The organism is Micromonospora sp. NPDC004540 (genome assembly GCF_040610095.1).
Lineage (GTDB): Bacteria > Actinomycetota > Actinomycetes > Mycobacteriales > Micromonosporaceae > Micromonospora.
This window is the reverse complement of record NZ_JBEXLR010000025.1, coordinates 27,942-49,038: the sequence shown is the minus strand read 5'-3', so window position 1 is coordinate 49,038 and position 21,097 is coordinate 27,942. Positions and strand designations below refer to the sequence as shown.

At 67.5% G+C, this 21,097-nt stretch carries 13 protein-coding genes and 3 pseudogenes; 10 read left to right on the top strand and 6 right to left on the bottom strand.

The features are described 5' to 3' along the window. Nucleotides 1–62 precede the first annotated feature (62 nt). Together ABZV78_RS11730 and ABZV78_RS11725 are read left to right on the top strand one after the other, a co-directional pair. Entirely contained in the window at nucleotides 63–1,328 is a 1,266-nt protein-coding gene (locus tag ABZV78_RS11730) for an MFS transporter (RefSeq protein WP_355637755.1), read from the top strand. Between the two features lie 44 nt (nucleotides 1,329–1,372). Then, entirely contained in the window at nucleotides 1,373–2,554 is a 1,182-nt protein-coding gene (locus ABZV78_RS11725) for a low temperature requirement protein A (protein WP_355637753.1), read from the top strand. A 472-nt stretch (nucleotides 2,555–3,026) separates the two neighbouring features. On the opposite strand, the gene ABZV78_RS11720 is transcribed toward ABZV78_RS11725, so the two are convergent. Further along, nucleotides 3,027–4,289, bottom strand: a complete 1,263-nt coding sequence (locus tag ABZV78_RS11720; RefSeq protein WP_355637751.1) for a hypothetical protein — start codon at nucleotides 4,287–4,289, stop codon at nucleotides 3,027–3,029. A 708-nt stretch (nucleotides 4,290–4,997) separates the two neighbouring features. Between ABZV78_RS11720 and ABZV78_RS11715 the strand changes: the two are divergent. The 4 genes and pseudogenes from ABZV78_RS11715 to ABZV78_RS11700 form a co-directional block, all read left to right on the top strand. Continuing rightward, a pseudogene (locus ABZV78_RS11715) lies at nucleotides 4,998–7,049 on the top strand (NACHT domain-containing protein); the annotation flags it as partial. 867 nt (nucleotides 7,050–7,916) lie between these two features. After that, nucleotides 7,917–8,489, top strand: a pseudogene (locus tag ABZV78_RS11710) (sugar transferase); the annotation flags it as partial. After that, entirely contained in the window at nucleotides 8,470–9,444 is a 975-nt protein-coding gene (locus ABZV78_RS11705) for an HD domain-containing protein (protein ID WP_355637749.1), read from the top strand. The pseudogene ABZV78_RS11710 and the gene ABZV78_RS11705, both read left to right, overlap by 20 nt. Beyond that, complete coding sequence (locus ABZV78_RS11700) at nucleotides 9,429–9,758, top strand: tyrosine-type recombinase/integrase (RefSeq protein ID WP_355637747.1); 330 nt, start codon at nucleotides 9,429–9,431, stop codon at nucleotides 9,756–9,758. The genes ABZV78_RS11705 and ABZV78_RS11700 overlap by 16 nt, the downstream gene beginning before the upstream one ends. A 57-nt stretch (nucleotides 9,759–9,815) precedes the next feature. Here ABZV78_RS11700 and metH read toward each other — a convergent pair whose 3' ends face one another. Further along, nucleotides 9,816–13,331 (bottom strand): methionine synthase, encoded by a 3,516-nt coding sequence (gene metH / locus ABZV78_RS11695; protein WP_355637745.1) that lies wholly within the window; start codon nucleotides 13,329–13,331, stop codon nucleotides 9,816–9,818. Nucleotides 13,332–13,501: 170 nt separating this feature from the next. Here metH and ABZV78_RS11690 point away from each other — a divergent pair, with 170 nt between their 5' ends. The 3 genes from ABZV78_RS11690 (at nucleotide 13,502) to ABZV78_RS11680 (ending at nucleotide 15,424) form a co-directional block, all read left to right on the top strand. Continuing rightward, complete coding sequence (locus ABZV78_RS11690; RefSeq protein WP_355637744.1) at nucleotides 13,502–13,651, top strand: hypothetical protein; 150 nt, start codon at nucleotides 13,502–13,504, stop codon at nucleotides 13,649–13,651. Continuing rightward, nucleotides 13,648–14,517, top strand: coding sequence for a PAC2 family protein (locus ABZV78_RS11685; RefSeq protein ID WP_355637742.1), 870 nt, complete (start codon nucleotides 13,648–13,650; stop codon nucleotides 14,515–14,517). The genes ABZV78_RS11690 and ABZV78_RS11685 overlap by 4 nt, the downstream gene beginning before the upstream one ends. Before the next feature lie 115 nt (nucleotides 14,518–14,632). Continuing rightward, the gene (locus ABZV78_RS11680) at nucleotides 14,633–15,424 is read left to right on the top strand and encodes a GntR family transcriptional regulator (RefSeq protein WP_355637740.1); all 792 of its coding nucleotides are present in this window, start codon (nucleotides 14,633–14,635) and stop codon (nucleotides 15,422–15,424) included. 104 nt (nucleotides 15,425–15,528) lie between these two features. On the opposite strand, the gene ABZV78_RS11675 is transcribed toward ABZV78_RS11680, so the two are convergent. The 4 genes and pseudogenes from ABZV78_RS11675 to ABZV78_RS11660 form a co-directional block, all read right to left on the bottom strand. Continuing rightward, nucleotides 15,529–16,248: a C39 family peptidase gene (locus tag ABZV78_RS11675; protein WP_355637738.1), complete on the bottom strand. Its 720-nt coding sequence runs from the start codon at nucleotides 16,246–16,248 to the stop codon at nucleotides 15,529–15,531. A gap of 304 nt (nucleotides 16,249–16,552) precedes the next feature. Beyond that, on the bottom strand, nucleotides 16,553–17,383 hold the full coding sequence (locus ABZV78_RS11670; RefSeq protein ID WP_355637736.1) for a hypothetical protein: 831 nt from the start codon (nucleotides 17,381–17,383) through the stop codon (nucleotides 16,553–16,555). Between the two features lie 263 nt (nucleotides 17,384–17,646). Then, nucleotides 17,647–18,042, bottom strand: a pseudogene (locus tag ABZV78_RS11665) (DUF6114 domain-containing protein); the annotation flags it as partial. A gap of 68 nt (nucleotides 18,043–18,110) precedes the next feature. Further along, entirely contained in the window at nucleotides 18,111–18,722 is a 612-nt protein-coding gene (locus ABZV78_RS11660; RefSeq protein ID WP_355637734.1) for a DUF6230 family protein, read from the bottom strand. Between the two features lie 461 nt (nucleotides 18,723–19,183). On the opposite strand from ABZV78_RS11660, the gene ABZV78_RS11655 reads away from it, so the two are divergent. Further along, nucleotides 19,184–21,067 (top strand): gamma-glutamyltransferase family protein, encoded by a 1,884-nt coding sequence (locus ABZV78_RS11655; RefSeq protein WP_355637732.1) that lies wholly within the window; start codon nucleotides 19,184–19,186, stop codon nucleotides 21,065–21,067. Nucleotides 21,068–21,097: the final 30 nt, after the last annotated feature.

Here is a 21,097-nt window from a genome sequence, read left to right as displayed (position 1 = left end):
TGGATTGACGACGCTGGCCAACCTGGGTCCCGTCGCAGCCGTACGGCCGGACGATCGGAGCCGTGACGACCACCCGTACGACACTTCGTGAGCTGGTCCGCGTCCCGGGCGGCGGCCGCTACGCGCTCAGCGCCACAGTCGAGGCAGCGACCTCCGGGCTGCTGCGCCCGTTCATCGTGATCTACGCCGTGCTGATCGGGTTCAGCGCGCGGCAGACCGGTATGACGCTGACCGTCGGCATGCTGGCCGGCCTCGGCGCCGTCCCGCTCGCCGGATGGTGGATCGACCGCGGAGCGCGGCGCGCCCCCGCCGTCGCCGCGCTACTGGTGCGAGCGGTGGGATCGCTGCTGCTCGCCCTGGTGCCCGGCATCGCCGGATTCACGATCGGTGCGGTGCTCATCGGTGTCGGCACGCAGATCGCTCCACCCACCAATTCCGCCCTGGTCGCCGCGCTGGCCGGCCCGGCCCGGCGTACGACGGCGCTGGCCGCGGGGCGCTCGCTGCGCAACGCCGGCCTGGGCGCCGGCGCCCTGCTCGGCACCGTTCTGGTCGCGAGCGGGCCGGAGGCGCTCCGCTGGCTCGCGCTGGCGACGGCGCTCGGGTGCGCGTTCGGCGCGGCGGTGATCGCCCGGGTGCCGCTGCCCCATCAAGATGTTCCGGCCCCCGCCCCGACTGCGGCAACGAAGGAAGCGCGCGGTGCCGGTCTACGCACCGTTACCGTCCTGGCCCTGGCCGGCATTCCGTACGCGTTCTACGCCGACATTCTCGAGATCGCCCTGCCGCTGCTGCTGGTGCAGGGCCTGCACGCGTCCCTGGCGTGGCCCTCGGGCATCTTCGTCGCCAACACCGTCATGGTGATTGCGCTGCAGCTGGTCGTGGTAGTGCGCCTCGCGAAGTGGCCGCACCGCACCGTGCTCTTCTGGTCCGGCCTGTTGCTCGCCGGCTCCTACCTCGCCTTCTGGCTGGGCGAGGCGACCGGCGGCGGCCCCGGCACCGTGCTCGTCGCGCTGGTCATCGTGCCTTACACGCTGGGTGAAATTCTCTACACCGGCAGCAGCGTGCCGCTGGTGATCGAGTCAGCACCGCCACACCTGACAGGGCGCGCGCTCGCCCGCTGGCAGCTCAGCTACGGCCTGGCCCGGGCCGTCGATCCGCTCATCATCACCGGTCTGCTCAGCCTGGGCGCGGCGGCGCTGTGGCTGCCGCTGGCCGCCGCGACCCTGCTGGGCGCAGCGACGGTGCGCCTGGGCACCCGACGGCATCGTCCGCACCGTCCGCGTGTTCCAGGCCACGGCAGCACGTCCGCAGTCACCGCCACTGGCACATGACAGAATGCTCCAAACTGGGCAAAACTGGCAGGACGGGCGAGCCGATGACGACGAGCAGGGCGGCCGAGCTGCTGCGGAGACCGGGGGATCCGCAGCGGGCTACGTTCCTGGAACTCTTCTTCGACCTGGTGTTTGTCCTCGCGCTCGCTCAGCTCTCGCGCGGTCTGGCCGAGGATCTCGGGTGGAGCGGCGCCTTGCGGACGCTGGTGCTGTTGGCGGCCATGTGGTGGGTCTGGTCCAGCACCGCGTGGCTAACCGACCGGACGGATCCGCAACGACCGGTAGTCCAGGCGCTGGTCATCGCGACCATGGTCGGCACCCTGGTGATGGCGGCCGCGGTGCCCGAGGCATTCGGCGACACGGGCCTGATCTTCGCAGGCGCGTACGTCGCCATCCAGCTCGGCCGAGGGCTCGTCCTCGTGGTCGTTCTGCGTGGCCACGAGCTGCAGCGCCACAGCGTGCGCGGGCTGTTCTGGTACGGCCTGTCGGCGCTGCCGTGGATCGCGGGGGCGCTCGTGCACGGCACGGCGCGTGGCGGCTTGTGGGCACTCGCGGTGGTCCTTGACCACACGGCAGGCCGAATCGGCTTCCCCACCCCGGGGGCGGGTCGTACGCCCAGCCAAGACCTTGTGATCTCGGGCGAGCACCTGTCCGAGCGCTACCGGCAGTTCTTCATTATCGCGCTCGGTGACCTGATCCTGGTGACGGGACTGGGGTTGAGCAGGGGCGGCTTCGCGCCTGACCGGGCCGCCGCGTTCGGAGTGTCGATCGCGACCACCGTGCTGCTGTGGCGGATCTACATATACCGCGCCGGGGAGGTCCTGGCGGGAGCGATCGCCGCGTCTGCCGACCCGACCCGCCTCGCCCGATCGGCGTCATACGCCCACCTGACCATGGTGGCCGGCGTGGTCGTTGCCGCCGTCGGCGACGAACTTGTCATCGCCCATCCACTCGGGCACACCCCACCTGCCTGGATCGCCGCCATCCTCGGCGGACCCGCGCTGTACCTGGCCGGGCGCGCCCGCTTCGAGCAGGCGGTATTCGGCCGCGTGTCCCGGTCCCGACCGATCGGCGTCCTTGCGCTGGTCGCCCTGACACCGGCGATGCTCCCCCTGCCGCCAGTAATGGTCGCCGCCGCTGCTGCCCTCGTCCTGACCGGGATCGCCATATCCGACGCAGCCCGCGCCCGCAAACGTCCGCCCGAGCCGCCCTCACCACCCGGCTAGCCGGAAGAGTCACCCATGTCTTCCGACTTGTTGGTAGCCGGAGGCTGTTCATGCAGCTCAGTCAGGGTGACGGCGTCACTTGGCGTTGCAATGTGGAAGGCGCTCGGCATACCCACGCCAACCGGACCGAACGGCCGCTGACCTGCATGGGGCTCTGCCGTCAATCGTCGTCGTTGGTCACCATTGGTTCACCTCGGACGGCCTGTAGACGGCATGATCTTGGTGCCCCTCGGCCCTGGCAAGTCGGCCTGTCCCCCAGAGATCGGCATTCCGGTCCCGCTCAGCTCACGCCGCTGGTCGACGGTCCGAGGGCGGTCGCGGTGGTTCCTCTCAGTCTCGAGTCATGCCGGTTGCTGTCTTTCACGCCCTTACTGCTGGACCGCTTCGGGGTGGTAAGCCGACGACGGACGAGGCTGGCGTCCATGGCTGCGGCAACCCGCCCGCATCGCCATCTATCAGCGCTGCGTCCAACTCAAACATCGATCCGTTCCCAGCCAAGAATTAACCCGTTCCAGCTTTCAGGTATCTTACCGATCTTGATCACCCTCACGATAAGCGAACCCGCCAATTCGATCCCAGCGACCAACGTTGCGCGCACCGAGCCATCTCCTTCATCGAAGGAGCCACCATGTGCGGCGATACTTCGCAGGTTGTATATGCGATCAAGCAACTTGGCCACATTCCTGCGCTCCTCGGGATTGGACGACGCCAAGACGGAGCCTCGCGCCTTGAACTTGTAATTTATCTCACCCGCCGGATCTTTTGGATTGAACAGGAGAGCCTCGATAGCGATCCCCAGATCGATCGCACGACTTTCGGGGGAAGCCGACTCGATCCTTGCGGCATTCAACCGATCAAGTACGACTCGAATCCTTCGCTGGTCTCTCTCATGCATCGCAAAAAAGCCGTGCACAACCAGCTTGGCAAGAGTTTCGTCAATCTCCTCCGGCTCCACCTCAAACTGGTGTGCCCACGTAATCAACTGACCACCCCAGCCGGCAACGGCGGGGAGGGCATCGGCAAGATGGTCCGTCTGATACCAGGTAGCAATGTGGGAGACCTGCCGGGAAGAAACAAGGGTAAGGCAACGTACGACATCTACCGCCTCGACCTCAGAGCCGTCGGAAGGCAGGGGCGGGAAGGTGCCGAACGATATAACCGGATCGACCGTGTATTGCCATGTTAATGCTGCCTTAGGCCGCGCGTTCACCTGAAATCCTGGCGTCTCGTAGGGATCTCCAGCAAGTGTTGGTATCCCGAGCAAGATATCGCGCGGCTGCGTGGGCGAGACTAAGCTTAGCGGCCCCAGCCAAATTCCGTTCCAGATCTCAAACGCATTCACAGGGTGCAGACCCCATACAGCCATAACCCCCTGCAGATGTCGCCTGTTGACTGTAAAGAGCTGCTCGAATGCATGGAGCGCCCGCTCTGCGCCAGCTGCTCGTGCTCGCGCGATTACACGCTGCCCCATGTAGCGGGGATTCATACCCTCGCCGTCATTCGGACTAAGTCTGATATTCAGATCTGCGTCGATGTCGATGGAGAAATAATCAGCCAAGTCTCGACTTAGCCCTTCGATCTCACCTGCCGACAGGCCGACGAATTGCTGCGATCGCACCGACTCATAATGGGCAGAGCCTGGATTATAGCGAGCAAGATCGGGCGGGTCGGATGCCTTCGCCGCCAAGGCGCCAATCCGCTCAACGAGGTCAGCGCGGTCAATCGACGATGTCATTTTGACAGCCTAAGGAACCGGCACGGCTCTTGGAAGAGTCAACTTGGGCACCGACAGTTCGGATCCCTAGGCAGCTCGCCATCCCGTCTGCCGCCGACCCACACCTTGGTGGAGCGGACCAGGGCCAGGGCGACAAGGTGGAGCGCCCTGCCGGACGTACGACCTTGTCGTCCTGGTCCTGGTCCGCTTGGCTCTGCCTGGATCGGTGACTGACGGGATGGCACTCCACCTCAACCACCACGAACCGCGGCCTTGGTCAACCCATCCTGGAGTCGTCTGGCCCCCGCCGGAGGCATCCTCTGCGCCCACTCACATCGAAGCCCTGGATCTGCCAGTCTCACTGGCGGCCCGGGGCTTCCTCGTTGTCGCGCCGCCGGCGGGCTGTCACCGCCGCGCTGGCGGACGAAGGCCAGAGGCGCGGCGGCGGGCCATCGGCCCGGCCCAGGTTCGGCGGCGCGCGCGGCCTGCGAAGCGGGCCGCCTTGACCTCGTACAGAAAGTCATCACACGCGAGCAGGCCCGACAGAACATCCCTGAGAGAACACAGCCATAGACAGGCGCTTCAGACAGCCCTCATAGACGCACTGCTGGTGCGGTACGGCAGCGGCCTCCCGGGTGTCAGCAAACTGACACCAAAACGCCCTGATCGGCTGACCCTTGGCCCTAGACGCCAACATCTACCTTGGCTTGACCCATCGAAAGGTACGGCATGGCGGACGAACCTTCGCGGCTGCCTGGCTTGGTGCGGGCAGGTGGCCTCCTCCTCGCTGCAACCGCAGGACCGGTAGTCGCATTGTCAACGCTACCAAACTTGCGCGCCAATCCTTGGCTAGCCGCCCTCCTCCTATTGCTATACGAGCTGTTCATCCTAGCGGTAGGATTCCTCTCAGCAGTGCTCCGGAATCTGCGCGACCAATGGGCCACTCGCACTGCGGACGCAATTGATGGGTGGATTCAGAGGCGGATATCGTCATTCACCGGGAAGTACCTCCGCTATGTGGTGGCGTCGACCCGCTACATGGACGTCAAGGGCCTATCCACACAGGGTGAATACACTCTCGAGATGAAGGATGTGTTGGTACGCCTTGCTCTTGTTGCAACACCCCTCCACCAACTCTCGCCCCATCCGCTAGGTCGGCAAGGCGCCGAAAACAGAAGGCTCGATGATGGAACAGTCTGGCACTGGCTGCGCCGGGCGCAAAGAGACGGATCAGTTCTTGCCATTATTGGACCCCCTGGCAGCGGAAAAACCACTCTGCTGCGGCACGTAGCCTACACCTTAGGCAAGGGCGGCCTAGCCGCCTTAAGGCTCGACGCCCCGAGTCGAATCCCCATCATCGTCAATCTTCGGGAGCACAAGGACTGGTCGGCCGAGAGCCCTCCCACCATGGTCGATCTCATACGGCGAAGTCTCACCAACGTCGAGCGCACAGAACCACCTGGTTGGATCGAGGCGAACCTGCGCCGAGGGAAACTCTTGGTGATGTTCGATGGGCTCGATGAGATGCCCGACTCCGACATTCGGAGGTCGCTTACGGCCTGGTTGGAACAACAGGCGAGTAGTCAGGCCGGCAATGTCATTGTTGTAACTAGTCGCCCATTCGGCTATAAGGACAACCCGGTTAGCGGGGCGACCGTCGTCGAGGTGCAGCGGTTCGGCAGCACACAAATTGCCGCCTTTGTACAACAGTGGTATGGTGCGGTATCTGCACGGTCACACGGCGGCTGGAATGAATCGTCAAAGCTAGCTGCAAAGACTGGTGCCGCCGACCTACTCTCAAGGTTGGAGGAGACACCGAAGCTGGCTGATCTCACCGCCAACCCCCTACTTCTCACCATGATTGCCAATGTTCACCACTATCGAGGTGCCCTCCCAGGAAGCCGATCCGAGCTTTATCAGGAGATTTGCGAGGTATTCTTGGGGAAGCGGCACCAGGCCCGCGGAGTCCCAGTTGACCTGCCGAGTCGTCAGAAGCAAGCCGTGTTGCGGGTTCTCGCATTCGAAATGATGCACCAGGAAGTCAGTGAGGTAGCGTCCTTCCAAGCCTGCCAATGGATCGAAGAGGCGCTCGCGCGGGTTTCCGACAAACTCACCCCTGCGGAGTTCTTGCAAAGTGTCGAAGAGTCTTCGGGCCTACTAATCGAAAAGGAACGGGGCACGGTTGCCTTCGCGCATCTAACGTTTCAGGAGTTCTTAGCCGCAGACCACATTCGCGAACACGGCAAGATAGTCGATTTGCTCGCCGACCTCCGTTCACCTTGGTGGCGTGAAACAACCCTGCTGTATGCGGCCTTTGCCGATGCGACTCCTATCGTCGAGGCCTGCCTTTCTCAACCACAGGACCCAGCAATCATCGCGCTCGCCGCACAATGCGTCGAGGAAGCGCGCGAGGTTACTGCCGAAATGCGGTCGCTGCTGGATTCAGTGGTAAATCCGCCGGACGCGCGTCAAAACCCCGCTAGCCGACGGGCGGCAGCGCAAGTTCGGCTTATACTTCGGAGCTCTAGGGATATTGCGCTGAAGCGAGACCATTTCATTTCGCGTTCTGAAATCACTTGCGTGGAGTACCAGTATTTTCTCGACTCGATCTCCGAGAAAAGAGTGCCGGACCACTGGGTTGAGGACGTCTTCCCGAAGGGGATGGAAAATCATCCGGTTGTTGGTGTCCGTTACGAGGATGCCGAGGCGTTCTCTCAGTGGATGAGGATGGAAACCGCTGGCGCGGGAGCAGTTCGCTTGCCGCACCTTGACGAAATAGATACAGCCATGCAGCGGGATGGCTTCAGCAGCCGCCCTGGCCGGTACCAATATTGGACTCTCACAGGTACAGGCCACAGCTCTCTACGGGACGCTGGATTCTCGGTCCTCATGAGGAATGCCGCCACGGCACACCGGAAGGATCCGCATCCTAATATAGATAACCGCGCGGCAAGCGGCTTCTTCGCAGGAATTTTACGGGATGATTTAAAGGCTGCCGGCCCGTACGTCGAATCGGCACTCATCGCGGAAGTCCTCAGCAAGATGTGGCAGGAGTCACGGAGCTGCGACGCCGGACAAGCGATGCGCCAAATGACCCTGGCCGAGCAATTAGTTGATCAGTACCTCAAGCACCGACGGCTTCAACCGCACTCTGGCCGTCAGTCTGCCGGATCCCGACACAATTGCGAGGAGCTTGCTGACGAATTGCAGAAGCAGGCTTACCTTCTCCGGGCTGCTGGCAAGAGCGCTCTAAGTCGCTCTTCTGCACGTCGACGCCGCGCACCCAGCATCGTCGGCGCACGTCGAGAGGCAAGAGCGGCGGCTCTACGCTGCGCCGGACTCGCCGCTGCGTTGTTCATAGCCGATGAAGGAGGAAAGGAACTGCGCGCCCCGGGCTGGGTCCCCAAGCCGACTCGCCGGGTTCCCCGACCAAGCCGACTGCCCACAGTAGTCGCCAACGCGTTGGCGCATGCGTTCATGGGCATATACATAGACCTAGCGCTACTAGAGGCAAGGATCCGTGGCGCAGTCGATGCAACCGAGGCTGTCGTATACGCCCGCCAAAACGGTTTCGCGGATTCGCCACAACCATCCCTGGAATCATCTCAGGCACGACGGACAATTTGGAGAGCAGTGAAGCCCGCTTTCGAGCGGCCCATCGCGGCTCTAGCGTTGCTCCTCCTGGCCCCACTACTGCTGACTATTACCTTTGCGATTAAGCTTGACAGTCGTGGGCCGGTACTCTTCAGGCAAGTCAGGGTAGGTAAGGGCGGCACTCGGTTCGGCCTCTACAAGTTCCGCACGATGGTAGTGAACGCTGATGCCCTTTGGGCTGAGCTGACGGAGCGGAACGAGGTTGATGGCTTGATGTTCAAGATGCGCGATGACCCTCGAGTCACGAGAGTTGGGCGGCTATTGCGGCGGTGGTCCCTCGATGAATTGCCCACCTTGATGAACATTGTGTTTGGATCACTTTCAATAGTCGGCCCTCGGCCAGTCCTACCGACAGAACTAGACTGGCACGACGAACGGGTAAGGGCGCGACTCGCTGTTAATCCCGGCTTGACTGGGTTGTGGCAGGTCAGTGGAGGATCAGACCTGTCATGGGAAGAAGGCGTTGGACTTGATCTCGCATACGTAAGGGACGGCTCATTTAGGACGGATGCCTTGGTCTTCATTAGAACGTTTGGTGCGGTGATAGGTGGACGCGGTATGTACTAAGCCGAAGGACGCATGCGGGAAAGCATTTTCGGGACGCTACTTGTTCCGTACTAGGAATAAGGTTGGCACCGGCTACCGGAAGGCGGCCCGCTGGCAGCCTGCTGGAAAGGACCCCGTGGGGCCGCACGAGTCCCGCAGCCATAGTGCGGAGGGCGCCAGACTGGGGAGTCGCGCTCGGTGGTGCGGCAGCAGGCGCTGGTCGTACGCTCGCCTTGTGCAGATTGACGCGCAGCTGGCGGCGGAGGTAGCCGAAGAGCATCTAGCAGTGGCCCTGCCCCGTAGGTGGAGGCACGTTCGAGCGGTAGGAGCCAAGTCTCGCCGAATGGAGCGCTTGGTTCGCCCAGAGGAGCGGGACTTGCTGGTTGCTGCGGCGTGGCTACACGACATCGGCTACGCCCCCGCCATCGTTGACACCGGCTTTCACGCCCTGGACGGGGCACGATGGCTCATGCGGCAGGGCTTCACGCCCCGGTTGGCCGGACTGGTCGCCAACCACTCATGTGCTTCGTATGAAGCCGCAGAGCGGGGACTCGCGGAGGATCTGGCTGCCGAGTTCCCGCTTGAGGAGTCGATCAGGCCACCGAAGTACCAAGCGCCGAAGGTTGTCCCTTGGCCGAACGACCTACGCGCCCGCTTCCGCGCTGCTGTCACAGACCGCTATCGGGTCACCGTCGACCTGGGCGCCGGCTGCGGCCTGCGGCAGGGTGAGATCTTCGGGGTCAGCCCGGACGACGTCGACCCGGCCCGGCCGGTCCTGCACGTGACTCGTCAGGTCAAGCTCGTCCGGGGACGCCTGATCTTCGCGCCGCCCAAGGGCGGCAAGGTGCGGGATGTTCCGTTACCTGAGTCGGTGTCGCGCCGGCTCACCGAGCATGCGAAGCAGTACCCGCCGGTCACGTCACCCTCCCTTGGGGCACCTCGACCGGCGAGCCGCGGACGGTGTCGCTCTACCTGACGACCCCGGCCGGTACGGCGCTGAGCCGGACGGGCTTCAATTCGGGCGTCTGGAAGCCCGCAATCCGCGCCACGGGCGTCCCCGACAACCGACACAACGGCATGCACGTGCTCCGGCACACCTACGCCTCGGTCCTGCTCGACGCCGGCGAAAGCGTCAAGGCCCTCTCGGCGTACCTCGGCCACTCCGATCCCGGCTTCACCCTCCGGATCTACACGCACCTGCTGCCAGCCAGCGAGGACCGCACCCGCCGCGCGATCGACCACGCCTTCGCGGACGATCCGCAGACCCCGGACGGCCTGGAAACGGCATGATCATGGAAATCGAAGCCGTTCCAGGTGCTCCGCCGCAGGTCAGAGCGCCTGCGGTGATCACTTGGCGTTGAAGTAGTTGGCCTCGGGGTGGTGGACGACGATGGCGTCGGTGGCCTGCTCGGGGACGAGCTGGAACTCCTCCGAGAGCTGGACGCCGATCCGCTCGGCGCCGAGCAGCTCCACGATCTTCGCCCGATCCTCCAGGTCCGGGCAGGCCGGGTAGCCGAACGCGTACCGGCAGCCCCGGTAGTCGGTGCGCAACAGGCCGGCCACGTCCGCCGGGTCCTGGTCGGCGACGGTGCGCCCACCAGGCAGGACCAGCTCCGAGCGGATCCGCCGGTGCCAGTACTCGGCCAGCGCCTCGGTGAGCTGCACCGACAGGCCGTGCACCTCCAGGTAGTCGCGGTACTCGTTGCCGGCGAACATCTTCGCCGTGTATTCGCTGATCGGCTGCCCGACGGTGACCAGCTGCAAGGCCACCACGTCCAGCTGCTCGCCCTGCGGCCGGAAGAAGTCGGCCAGGCAGAGCCGGCGCTCCTGCCGCTGCCGGGGGAACGAGAACCGGGCCCGTTCGGCGTGCCCGTTCTCGTCCAGCACCACCAGGTCGTTGCCCTCCGAGTAGGCCGGGAAGTAGCCGTACACCACGGCCGCCTCCAGGATCTGGTCGGAGATGAGCCGGTCCAGCCAGTAGCGCAGCCGCGGCCGCCCCTCGGTCTCCACCAGCTCCTCGTACGACGGGCCCTTGCCGCCCCGGGCACCGCGCAGCCCCCACTGGCCCAGGAAGGTGGCCCGCTCGTCGAGCAGCGCCGCGTAGTCGGCCAGCGGGATGCCCTTGACCACCCGGGTGCCGAAGAACGGCGGGGTGGGCACCTCCACGTCGGCCGCCACGTCGGAGCGGACCGAGGCGTCGTCCAGCTCCGGCAGCACCTCGCGGACCAGCGCCCGCTGCCGCTCCCGCCGCTCCCGGCGCGCCGCCAGGGCGGCCTCCCGCTCCGGGTCGACCACCGGCGCGCCGCCCCGCTTGGCCGTCATCACCCGGTCCATGAGGGACAGCCCCTCGAACGCGTCCCGGGCGTAGTGCACCTGCCCGGGGAACATCGAGCGCAGGTCGTCCTCCACATACGCCCGGGTGAGCGCCGCGCCGCCGAGCAGCACCGGCCAGCGCTCGGCGACCCCGCGCGCGGCCATCTCGGCCAGGTTCTCCTTCATGATGACGGTGCTCTTGACCAGCAGGCCGGACATGCCGATGGCGTCGGCGCGATGCTCCTCGGCGGCGTCGAGGATCGCGTTGATCGGCTGCTTGATGCCGATGTTGACGACCTCGTAGCCGTTGTTGGACAGGATGATGTCCACCAGGTTCTTGCCGATGTCATGCACGTCGCCCTTGACGGTGGCGAGCACGATCCGACCCTTGCCGTCGTCGTCGGTCTTCTCCATGTGCGGCTCCAGGTAGGCCACCGCGGTCTTCATCACCTCGGCGGACTGGAGCACGAACGGCAACTGCATCTGGCCGGAGCCGAACAGCTCGCCGACCACCTTCATGCCGTCGAGCAGCAGATCGTTGATGATCGACAGTGGCGTACGCCCCTCGGCCATCGCCGTGTCCAGGTCGGCCTCCAGGCCGTTGCGCTCGCCGTCGATGATCCGCCGCTTGAGCCGCTCGTCCAGCGGCAGCGCGGCCAGCTCCTCCGCCCGGGTGGCCCGCGCCGAGGCGGCGTCCACGCCCTCGAAGACCTCGATGAACCGCTGCACCGGGTCGTAGCCCTCGCGGCGTCGGTCGTAGACCAGGTCGAGCGCGATCTCACGCTGCTCGTCGGGGATCTTCGACATCGGCAGGATCTTGCTGGCGTGCACGATCGCCGAAGTCAGCCCGGCCTGCGCGCACTCGTGCAGGAACACCGAGTTGAGCACCTGCCGGGCCGCCGGGTTCAGGCCGAAGGAGACATTGGAGATGCCCAGGGTGAAGTTGACCCCCGGGTATCGGGCAGCGATCTCCCGGATCGCCTCGATCGTCTCGATCCCGTCGCGGCGCGTCTCCTCCTGGCCGGTGGCGATCGGGAAGGTCAGCGCGTCGATGAGGATGTCCTCCCGGCGCAGCCCCCACCGGCCGGTGAGGTCGTCGATGAGCCGGCACGCCACGCGTACCTTCCAGTCCCTGGTGCGGGCCTGGCCCTCCTCGTCGATGAGCAGCGCCACCACCGCCGCGCCGTGCTCCCGGACCACCGGCATCACCCGGGCGTAGCGGGACTCGGGGCCGTCGCCGTCCTCGAAGTTGACCGAGTTGACCACGCAGCGGCCGCCGAGCATCTCCAGCCCCGCCTCGACCACCGCCGGCTCGGTGGAGTCGAGCATGATCGGCAGGGTGGAGGCGGTGGCGAACCGGCCGGCCAGCTCGCGCATGTCCTGCGTGCCGTCCCGGCCGACGTAGTCGACGCAGAGGTCCAGCAGGTGCGAGCCGTCCCGGGCCTGGCCCCGGGCGATCTCGACGCAGGCCTGCCAGTCGGCCGCGAGCATCGCGTCACGGAACGCCTTGGAGCCGTTGGCGTTGGTCCGCTCCCCCACCATCAGGATGCTGGCGTCCTGGGCGAACGGCACGTGGTGGTAGATCGACGAGACGCCCGCCTCGGGACGCGGCTCCCGGGCCACCGGCCGCCGCCCGCGCAGCCGCTCGACCAGCATCCGGATGTGCTCCGGGGTGGTGCCGCAGCAGCCGCCGACCAGGGCGACGCCGTAGTCGGTGACGAACTGGTCCAGCGCGTCGGCCAGCTCGACGGGGCTCAGCGGGAAGTACGCCCCGTCGGCCGTCAGCACCGGCAGCCCGGCGTTCGGCATCACCGAGACCGGGATCCGCGCGTGCTGGGACAGGTAGCGCAGATGCTCACCCATCTCCGCCGGGCCGGTCGAGCAGTTGAGGCCGATCAGGTCGACGCCGAGCGGCTCGATCGCGGTCAGCGCCGCGCCGATCTCGCTGCCCAGCAGCATGGTGCCGGTGGTCTCCACGGCCACCTGGCAGATGATCGGCACGTCGCGCCCCAGCTCGGCCCGGGCCCGCTTCGACCCGACCACCGCGGCCTTGACCTGGAGCAGGTCCTGGCACGTCTCGATGATCAGCGCGTCCGCCCCACCGGCGATCAGCCCGGCGGCGTTCTCCTGGTACGCGTCCCGCAGGGTCGCGTACGCCGCGTGCCCGAGGGTGGGCAGCTTGGTGCCGGGGCCCATCGAGCCGAGCACGAACCGCGGCTGCTCCGGCGTCGCGTACGCGTCGGCGGCCTTCCGGGCGAGCCGGGCACCCGCCTCGGAGAGCTCACGGATCCGCTCCGCGATGCCGTACTCGGCGAGGTTGGGCAGGTTGGCGCCGAACGTGTTCGTCTCCACGCAGTCGGCGCCGGCGGCCAGGTAGGCCTCGTGCACGCCGCGGACCACGTCCGGCCGGGTGACGTTGAGGATCTCGTTGCAGCCCTCGAGGCCGTCGAAGTCGTCCAGGGTCAGGTCGGCCGCGTGGAGCATCGTCCCCATCGCCCCGTCGGCGATCAGGATCCGGTCCGCCAGCGCATCGAGCAACGAAGTCCGCACAGGGCCAGGTTAGTGCGGCCCGGCGCCGACCGGTCACCGCAACCTGCGCTTCCCACATACTGTCAGCGGGATCACCGCGCACCTTTCATCCGGTTCGCCCCGAGTGGTCGGGCCGGCAGACCGGCGCGGCCGACGGGCCGCGCCCGGCGGCGGCACGTAGGCTGGCGGACGTGAAGGACATCAGCGACGCGACCGTGCGACAGTTCCAGGTCGCGGCGCGGCGTCAGACGCGCCGCGACCTGGAACTGGTCGTAGGCGGGCGGACGGCCGGGCGACGCCTGGGTGCCGCTCGCGACGAGCAGGGTGAGGTGACGGCGTGACCGAGTTCGACGGACTGCCGGTGCTGCGGTCCCCGGTCGCCATCGCGGCCTTCGAGGGGTGGAACGACGCCGCGGACGCCTCCACCGCGGCCGTGGAGCACCTGGAGCAGGTCTGGCAGGCCCGGCAGGTGACCGAGCTGGACCCGGAGGACTTCTACGACTTCCAGGTGAGCCGGCCGACCATCACCATGGCCGAGGGCGAGACCCGTCGGGTCGAGTGGCCGACCACCCGGTTCATGGTGGCCAGCCCCGAGGGCACCGACCGGGACGTGGTGCTGATCCGGGGCATCGAGCCGAGCATGCGCTGGCGCACCTTCTGCGAGCAGGTGCTGGAGATCTGCCACAGCCTGGAGGTTGAGCGGGTGGTGCTGCTCGGCGCGCTGCTGGCCGACGTGCCCTACACCCGGCCGCTGCCGATCAGCGGCAGCGCGTCGGACGCCGACGCCGCCAAGCGCTACCAGCTCACCCCCACCCGCTACGACGGGCCGACCGGCATCGTCGGGGTGCTGCACGACGCCTGCGCCCGGGCCGAGGTGGACGCCGTGTCGTTCTGGGTGCACGTGCCGCACTACGCCAACAACCCGCCCTGCCCCAAGGCCACTCTGGCGCTGCTGCACCGGGTCGAGGAGGTGCTCGACCTGCCGGTGCCCATGGCCGACCTGGCCGAGGAGGCCGCCGAATGGGAGCAGCGGGTGCGCAGCGCCGCCGAGCAGGACGCCGAGCTGGGCGAGTACGTCCGTGAGCTGGAGGAGCGGGTCGGGGACGCCGGCATCACCCCGCTGACCGGTGACGAGATCGCCCAGGAGTTCGAGAAGTACCTGCGCCGCCGGGGCGGCTCCGCCGGCCCGACCGCCGGCTCCTGGTAGCTGTCCCCCGACGAAGACCGGGTCCTGCCGAGGGCCCGGTTTCTTCGTGTCCGGGGTGGCGAAGTCACACCCTCTACGGCATCCTAGGAACCTAGCTGTCAGGAGGAGGCGGGCGATGCAGATCAATCCCGGCGCGGCCGAGTTCCCGCACCGGCAGATCGCCGCGCAGCTCAAGGCCCAGGTCCGCCGCGGCGACTGGGGGCCCGGCGAGCGGCTGCCGTCCATCCCGGCCATCGCCGAGATGTTCGGCGTGGCCAAGCAGACCGTGCAGCGCGCCGTCGACCAGCTGCGGGTCGAGGGCATCCTGATCACCAAACCCGGCTCCGGTACGTACGTCCGGGGCACCCGGCGCCGGCTCAACCGGCTCTCCCGGGGCCGGTACGGCGGCTTCCGCGGCTACCACACCGACCTGGCCGCCCGGTACCGGCAGCAGCTCGTCTCGGTGGGCCGCGCCCCCGCCCCGCCCGAGGTGGCCGACGCCTTCGGGGTGGCCGACGGCACCGAGCTGCTCTGCCGGCGGCACCTCGTCCGCACCGACGACTCCCCCGTCGAGGTGGGCGCCTCCTGGTTCCTGCCCGCCGACACCGCCGGCACCTCCCTCGAACGGGCCGAGGCGTTCGGCCGCCCGCTCTACCAGGAGGCCGAGGAGGCCACCGGCCGCCGGTACGTCACCGCGAGCGACACGATCAGCGCCCGCCAGCCCAGCCGGGAGGAGGCGGAGATCCTCCAGATCCGCCCGGACACCCCGGTGCTGCACCTGCTGCATGTCGCCTACGATGCCCAGCGCAAGCCGATCGAGGTCGCCCGCGCCACCTGGCCCGGCCCCATGACCACGCTCACCGAGGAGTACCGGATCCCCGCCCCCGCACCGGGCCAGGACCCCGACCCGGGGCTGGTCCTCGGCTGATGCCAGCCGGCGGCCGGCGCCTCGCCGGTGCTGCTTGCTTGATCAGAATGCGTGAAGGGGCCGGATCCCGTTCCGGGACCCGGCCAGCCTTCTCCTGAATCGGCTCAGCTGGAGTAGCCGCGCTCGGCGATCCAGTCAGCGACCCTGTCGTCGCTCATCCAGTAGTGCTTCGACGGGTCGTACGGGTCGGCGATCTTCATCGTGTCACCGCCGTCGCGGAAACCGACGATGGTGAGATAGTGCCCACCCGGGTACGAATACTGGTTGCCCTGGGTGTCGACCGCGGTGCCCATGATGTTGGCTACCACGCCACGCTTGGCGTCGACCGCCTCAACCACGTCCGTGCGCAGCTTGTCCACCTGAGCCGGCTCGGCCTCAGGGGTCTTGATCTCGGTGGTCTCGTAGCCACCGCCGGTCAGCTCGTTGAGCACCCGGGTGGTGTCGTCGACCGAGTTGGTGCCGGCCTGGGTGGTGCCGAGCTTGTCGGCGACCTGCTCCTGGCTCACGACCTTGCCCTGGGTGGACAGCGCCATCCGCGTTGCGGCCGGCGCACAGTAGTAGGAGTTCGGCTGTCGCTCATAGTCATAGTGGAGCACCCGCTTCTCCTCGTCCGCTGGGGGCGGAGGCGACGGCGGCGGAGCCGGCGGCGGCTGCGCCTGCTCGACGACGGCCGGAGCGCTCTCGACCTGCTCGGGCGCGACGGGCGTCACCGGCTCGGCAGATGCCTGACCAGCGATCGCCGGACCAGCGATCGCCGGACCAGCGATCGTCCCGCCGGCCATGACAGCAACAGACAGCACGCTCTTGCGGAAAATCGGGTTCATCGTGAAGCTCCCATCGGGTTGGCTTCCCGGCCATCGCCCGGCGCTTACCCGGGCCCCCGCCGCAGAAAACGCCACAACCTACCCGCGCAGGAGGAGGGCTGGGCCGGATTTGGGCAAACACGCGGGGCGACGAATCCATGTCGTGTATGAGGTGTTCACCGAATGCCGTGCCAGCGCCGTCGGGATGTGGTCATACCGTGGCTTCCGGGCCAACCCGCTACGCGCGGATGGTTATGCGGCAGCGTCGCGGGGAACGCTGAGACTGTCGACGGCAGCGGGAGGACGCTACCTCACCTCCACCCCGTCAGCCGAAGGTCATTTTCAACGCTGGCCGGGCGGTCAGCGAGTGGCTGTTCATGAAGGCCAGGTCGATCACCGGATCGCTGATCGTGATCGGCGAGGTGACGGGGATGCCGGCAGGGACCGGCAGGTCCGGGGTCAGCGTGATCGTGACGCCGAGAAGCCGTCCGACGAAACGGGTGGCGTAGAGGGCCACCTCACCGGTCAGCGTCAGCCGGTCGGCGGCGAACCGCATGGTGCGGCCGCCCGGGCCGGGCGCGCGGAGCAGAAAGTCGTCGGTGACCGCCCGGTCCATGCTGAACTTCAACGTCCTCAGGGTGCCGCCGGCGGTAGGCAGGTCCACGATGCCCTGGATGCGGAGGCCAGTCATGGTCACCGTCGAGCCGGTCACGGTGGAGAGGGACTCTGCCACGAGCGGCTGCCCCGGCGCGGCGGGAATCAGCGGCAACGGCTTGCCTGCCTCCCCGGCCTCGGTGGGGGTCGCCCCGGGGTCGAGGCAGTCGCGAGCAGGGACCTGCGGCCCGGGACCGGCCAGCTCGATTGCGTATCTGCCTGCGCTGAAAGAGGGTAGGCGGGCTGTGCCGGCCGGCGCAGGGTTCGCGTCCGGCAAGCCACTCAGGGCCGGCGAGATCGGGCAGGTGGGCCCGTCCAGCGCCGGGGCGGGCACCACGGACGGCCGCGCCGGGCTCGGCCCGGCGAGCGCCACCGCGGCGGAGATCCCGAGCAGCACCGCGACGAACCGCGGAAGGCACTGCCGGCGCCTGCCGCGCGTGGCCTCCGCCGCCGCTTGCCGGAACGTCCCGCCCCCAACGGTTTCCTGGTGCCCGGCAGGCACCGGCTGAGAGACACGTGGCCCCATCCTGCCCCGCCCGGAGATCAGGTCGCGGACGAGGGCCGGCGGCCCGCGCTCGGGGTCGTGTCGGGGGCCTGTAGGCCAGGGTCCGCACCGGCTGGCGGCTCGTCGCGCCCCGTTTCGTCGTCCGGTTTCCTGTCCCCCGCCGTCCCTTCGCCGCCCCCTTCGTCCCGCGCCGTTTCGTCGCCTGCCGCCTCGTCCTTGGCCGTCCCGCCGCCGGCCGGCTCGCTCGCGCCGGTGGCGGTGGGCTGCGTGTCCGGCGCCCAGCCGAAGCCGAGGCCGCTGCCCGCCAGGCCGAGCAGTACACCGATGAGGAAGCCGCCGAGATTCACCGCGACCAGCGAGAAGAGCACGGTCACCGCGGCGACCACGCCGTAGAGCATCCGATGGTGCAGGTTGAACCACATCAGCAGCCCGCAGGTCACCAGGATGATGGGGACCAGCCAGGACAGGAAACCGGTCGGCCCCATCTGGAAGGCGAGACCAGCGAGCGACATCTGGGTGGTGGCGAAGATCTCGAGACCGGCCAGTGTGGTGAGTAGGCCGCCCCAGAACGGCCGGGTCCGTCGCCAGTGGCGGAAGCCGTGCCACGGGCCGTGGCTCCGCTTCGGCGGGGCGTGTCGCGGTTCGGCGCTTGTCACCTGTGCCTCCTGCGAGTGAGGGGTCGAGCGCAGCCACCACGTCACCGAGGGCGGGGGCGCTGATCAGCTCAGAAGCACTCCTGTGCGGCCGCGCCGGTCTCGACCTTCAGCTTCAGCCCGGTGAGATTGAACTTCCCGGCCTGGGTGGAGCGGGCCACCTGGCGAAGGTTCTTGATCGTCACCGCGTCAGCCTGCTGGCCGAAGGCCTTCCTCGGGCCCTTCACGCCGTCAGGCCCGCCTTCGAGGGTCGAGGCGTCCTGTCCGATATGGATGTTTGTGAACTCGGCGTCACCCTCGAGCTGCTCGGCCTCGATCACCAGGTCGCTCGCGGTGGCGGGTCTGCCACCACCGCCGGCTGTGGTGCGGAGCACCACGGGAGCACCGGGCACCTTCACCGACTGGCACAGGTCAAACAGCTGCGCCCTGCGGATACCAGTGACCGCCACCGGATGCTGTGTGCCGTCGACCTCCTGGGCGACGCCGCCGAACTGGACGAATCCCTCACCGCGCAGCTCTGAGGCGGAAACCTTGAAGGTCTGGCCGGAGACGGCGAACGAGGCGGCCGTCGCACCCTGTGCTATACCGAACACGATCGCACCGGCGACCGCGGTCGCCGGTACGGCCAGCGCGGCGAACCGCCGCCATCGAGTACGGCCCGTGGCGTCGTGGTGCTCCTGCACGATTCCTCCTCAGGATGGCGGTCGCGCCGGGAGGGCGGGCGTGCTCGGACGAAGGTCCGTCACCGAACGGCGGGGACGAAGACCCGAGAATCGGTCCGGTCTCGCGGCGCACATCAGGAGACGCCGCTTACCCGACGCTAACACGATGTAGACATGCGGAAGCGGACTCCTCACTGACAGTTATGTGCGTCGGCGGCTGGTCACCGTGCCCCCCTGGGACACCTCCGTCTCGGGGCCACCACTTCTCGCGATGCCCTGCGCAGTCACCCCACCGCGAACCATGATGCCGGTGTCGGCCTCAATACCGCGTCGGTGCGCCGACGCCTGGGCCCTTGCAGGCGGATGCGCCAGCCGAAGCCCATGCCGCTAGCGAAGCTGACCGGCGAACAGGCGCCTCCTGCCGCGGAACGCGTGATGTCCCAACGACGACCCGTTCCCGCATCAATCGGAGAGGTTGTTGTATGTACGCACGAAAGCGGCGCTACCTCCTTCCCGCGCTGGTGCTGACGCTCATCCTGCCGGCCCTGTCGGCAGCCGCCACCGGAGCGAACACTGTGGCCCCGCCCCCCGGATCCTGTGCGAATCCGACGAGTGGTCGGCGGGCGGATGCGGTCGGTACGGAATTCATGGTGGCGGCCGCCAATCCGCTCGCCGTCGAGGCAGGTTGCAAGATCCTCGCCCGAGGTGGCAGGGCCGCGGACGCGGCGGTAACCGTTCAGGCGGTGCTCGCTGTCGTGGAGCCACACGCCTCCGGGCTGGCTGGCGGCACACTGGTCAGCTACTGGGATTCCGACAAGGACAAGGTCCGGTTCTTCGACGGCTTGTCCAGAGCCCCGGCGAACGTGACCGAGAACGTCAGGACACCCACCGAGCAGGAGCGCAAGGCCCTCGGTGTCGACCGCTTCCCGAACGCGGCCGGCGCAAGCGGACGGTCGTTCGGTGTGCCGGGCACCCTGCGGGTGCTCGCGACGGTGCACGGCGAGTACGGCGCCCTCCCGTGGGATCAACTCTTCGACGACGCCATCGGGCTGGCCGCCAACGGCTTCCCCATGTCCCCGAGCCTGCACGGTGGTTTCAAACAGCGCTTCAACGGCCGGAAGCGCTGCAACTACCCCGACCTGCGCCCCCGCTACTGCAACGGGGACGAACCGAAGCCGGAGGGAACCAAGCTGTACAACCCCGAGCTCGCGGACGTGCTACGGGAGGTGCGGGACAACGGCGCGGACGCCTTCTACGACCCGAACGGCAAGATTGCGCCAGCAATCGCGCAACATGCGGCCAAGGGCCCCATCAAGCTGAAAGGGAACACAGCGGGCCCGGTGGTCATCCCCAGTCTCATGACGGAGCAGGACTTCGCCGACTACGAAGTGGTGGAGCGCCCCGAGGTGTGCCGGAAGGCGTTCGACGTGTCGGTCTGCACCTCGGCGCCGCCGGCATTCGGCGGAGTGGCGACCCTGCAGATGCTCGGCCTGCTCGAACGGGGCCAGGTGCGGAGGACCAAGCCCGGCTCGGCGGACCGCATCCACCTCTCGGTCGAGGCCAGCCGCCTGGCGAACTTCGACCGCCGCGCGTACGTGGGTGACCCGGACTTCCAAGCCGTGCCCGTTGCCGGGCTGCTCGACGCCAAGTATCTCGACGGTCGCTTCGCCCTCTACTCCCCGGACAAGGCAATCCACCCGGTTGAACCGGGCAACCCCCCGGGGGTGCTGCCACCCGGACCGTCGGTCAGCGATCAACCCGCGACGACGGACGTCGGTGATCCGACGAGCAACGCGAGCATCGTCGACGCCGCCGGCGACGCGGTGTCCATGACCACCACCAACAACACCCACTTCGGGTCCCACCTGGAGGCACGGGGGATGATGCTCAACAACGCGTTGAACAACTTCACGGACACGGAGTCCGTCTCACCGGGCAAGCCGGTGAACGTCCAGGAACCGAAGAAGCGACCCACTGCCTCGCAGGCACCGACGATCGTGCTCGACCGCGAGGGGAAGAAGTTGCGGCTCGTGATCGGCGCTGCCGGCGGCTCGCACATTCCCGACTACGTCACCCAGGCGCTGGTAGGGGTGATCGTCGACGGCATGAGCCCGGCGCAGGCGCTCGACCAGGGCCACTACAGCGGTCAGGACATCACGCGCAAGTGCCAGGGGAAGCGGGATGCGCCCTCCGAACTCGAATCGGGCAGGCGGATCGCGGTGAATCTGGCCGACCTCCTGACGCGCGAGCATCCCTGCCCCCGGGTCATGCCACTCGACAGTGGTCTCACCGCGATCGAGGTTCGAGGGAACAAACTTCTGGGCGCGGCGGACCAGCGCAGGGATGGCTCCGCGGCCGGTCGTTAAGGTCGTCGTCCGCCGGGAAGGGAGCACCTT

Bases quoted from the DNA above. Each gene is read 5' to 3' on its own strand.
- ABZV78_RS11655 (WP_355637732.1), top strand. From the start codon at position 19,184: ATGTACGCACGAAAGCGGCGCTACCTCCTTCCCGCGCTGGTGCTGACG.
- ABZV78_RS11720 (WP_355637751.1), bottom strand. From the start codon at position 4,289: ATGACATCGTCGATTGACCGCGCTGACCTCGTTGAGCGGATTGGCGCC.
- ABZV78_RS11680 (WP_355637740.1), top strand. From the start codon at position 14,633: ATGCAGATCAATCCCGGCGCGGCCGAGTTCCCGCACCGGCAGATCGCC.
- ABZV78_RS11675 (WP_355637738.1), bottom strand. From the start codon at position 16,248: ATGAACCCGATTTTCCGCAAGAGCGTGCTGTCTGTTGCTGTCATGGCC.
- ABZV78_RS11725 (WP_355637753.1), top strand. From the start codon at position 1,373: ATGACGACGAGCAGGGCGGCCGAGCTGCTGCGGAGACCGGGGGATCCG.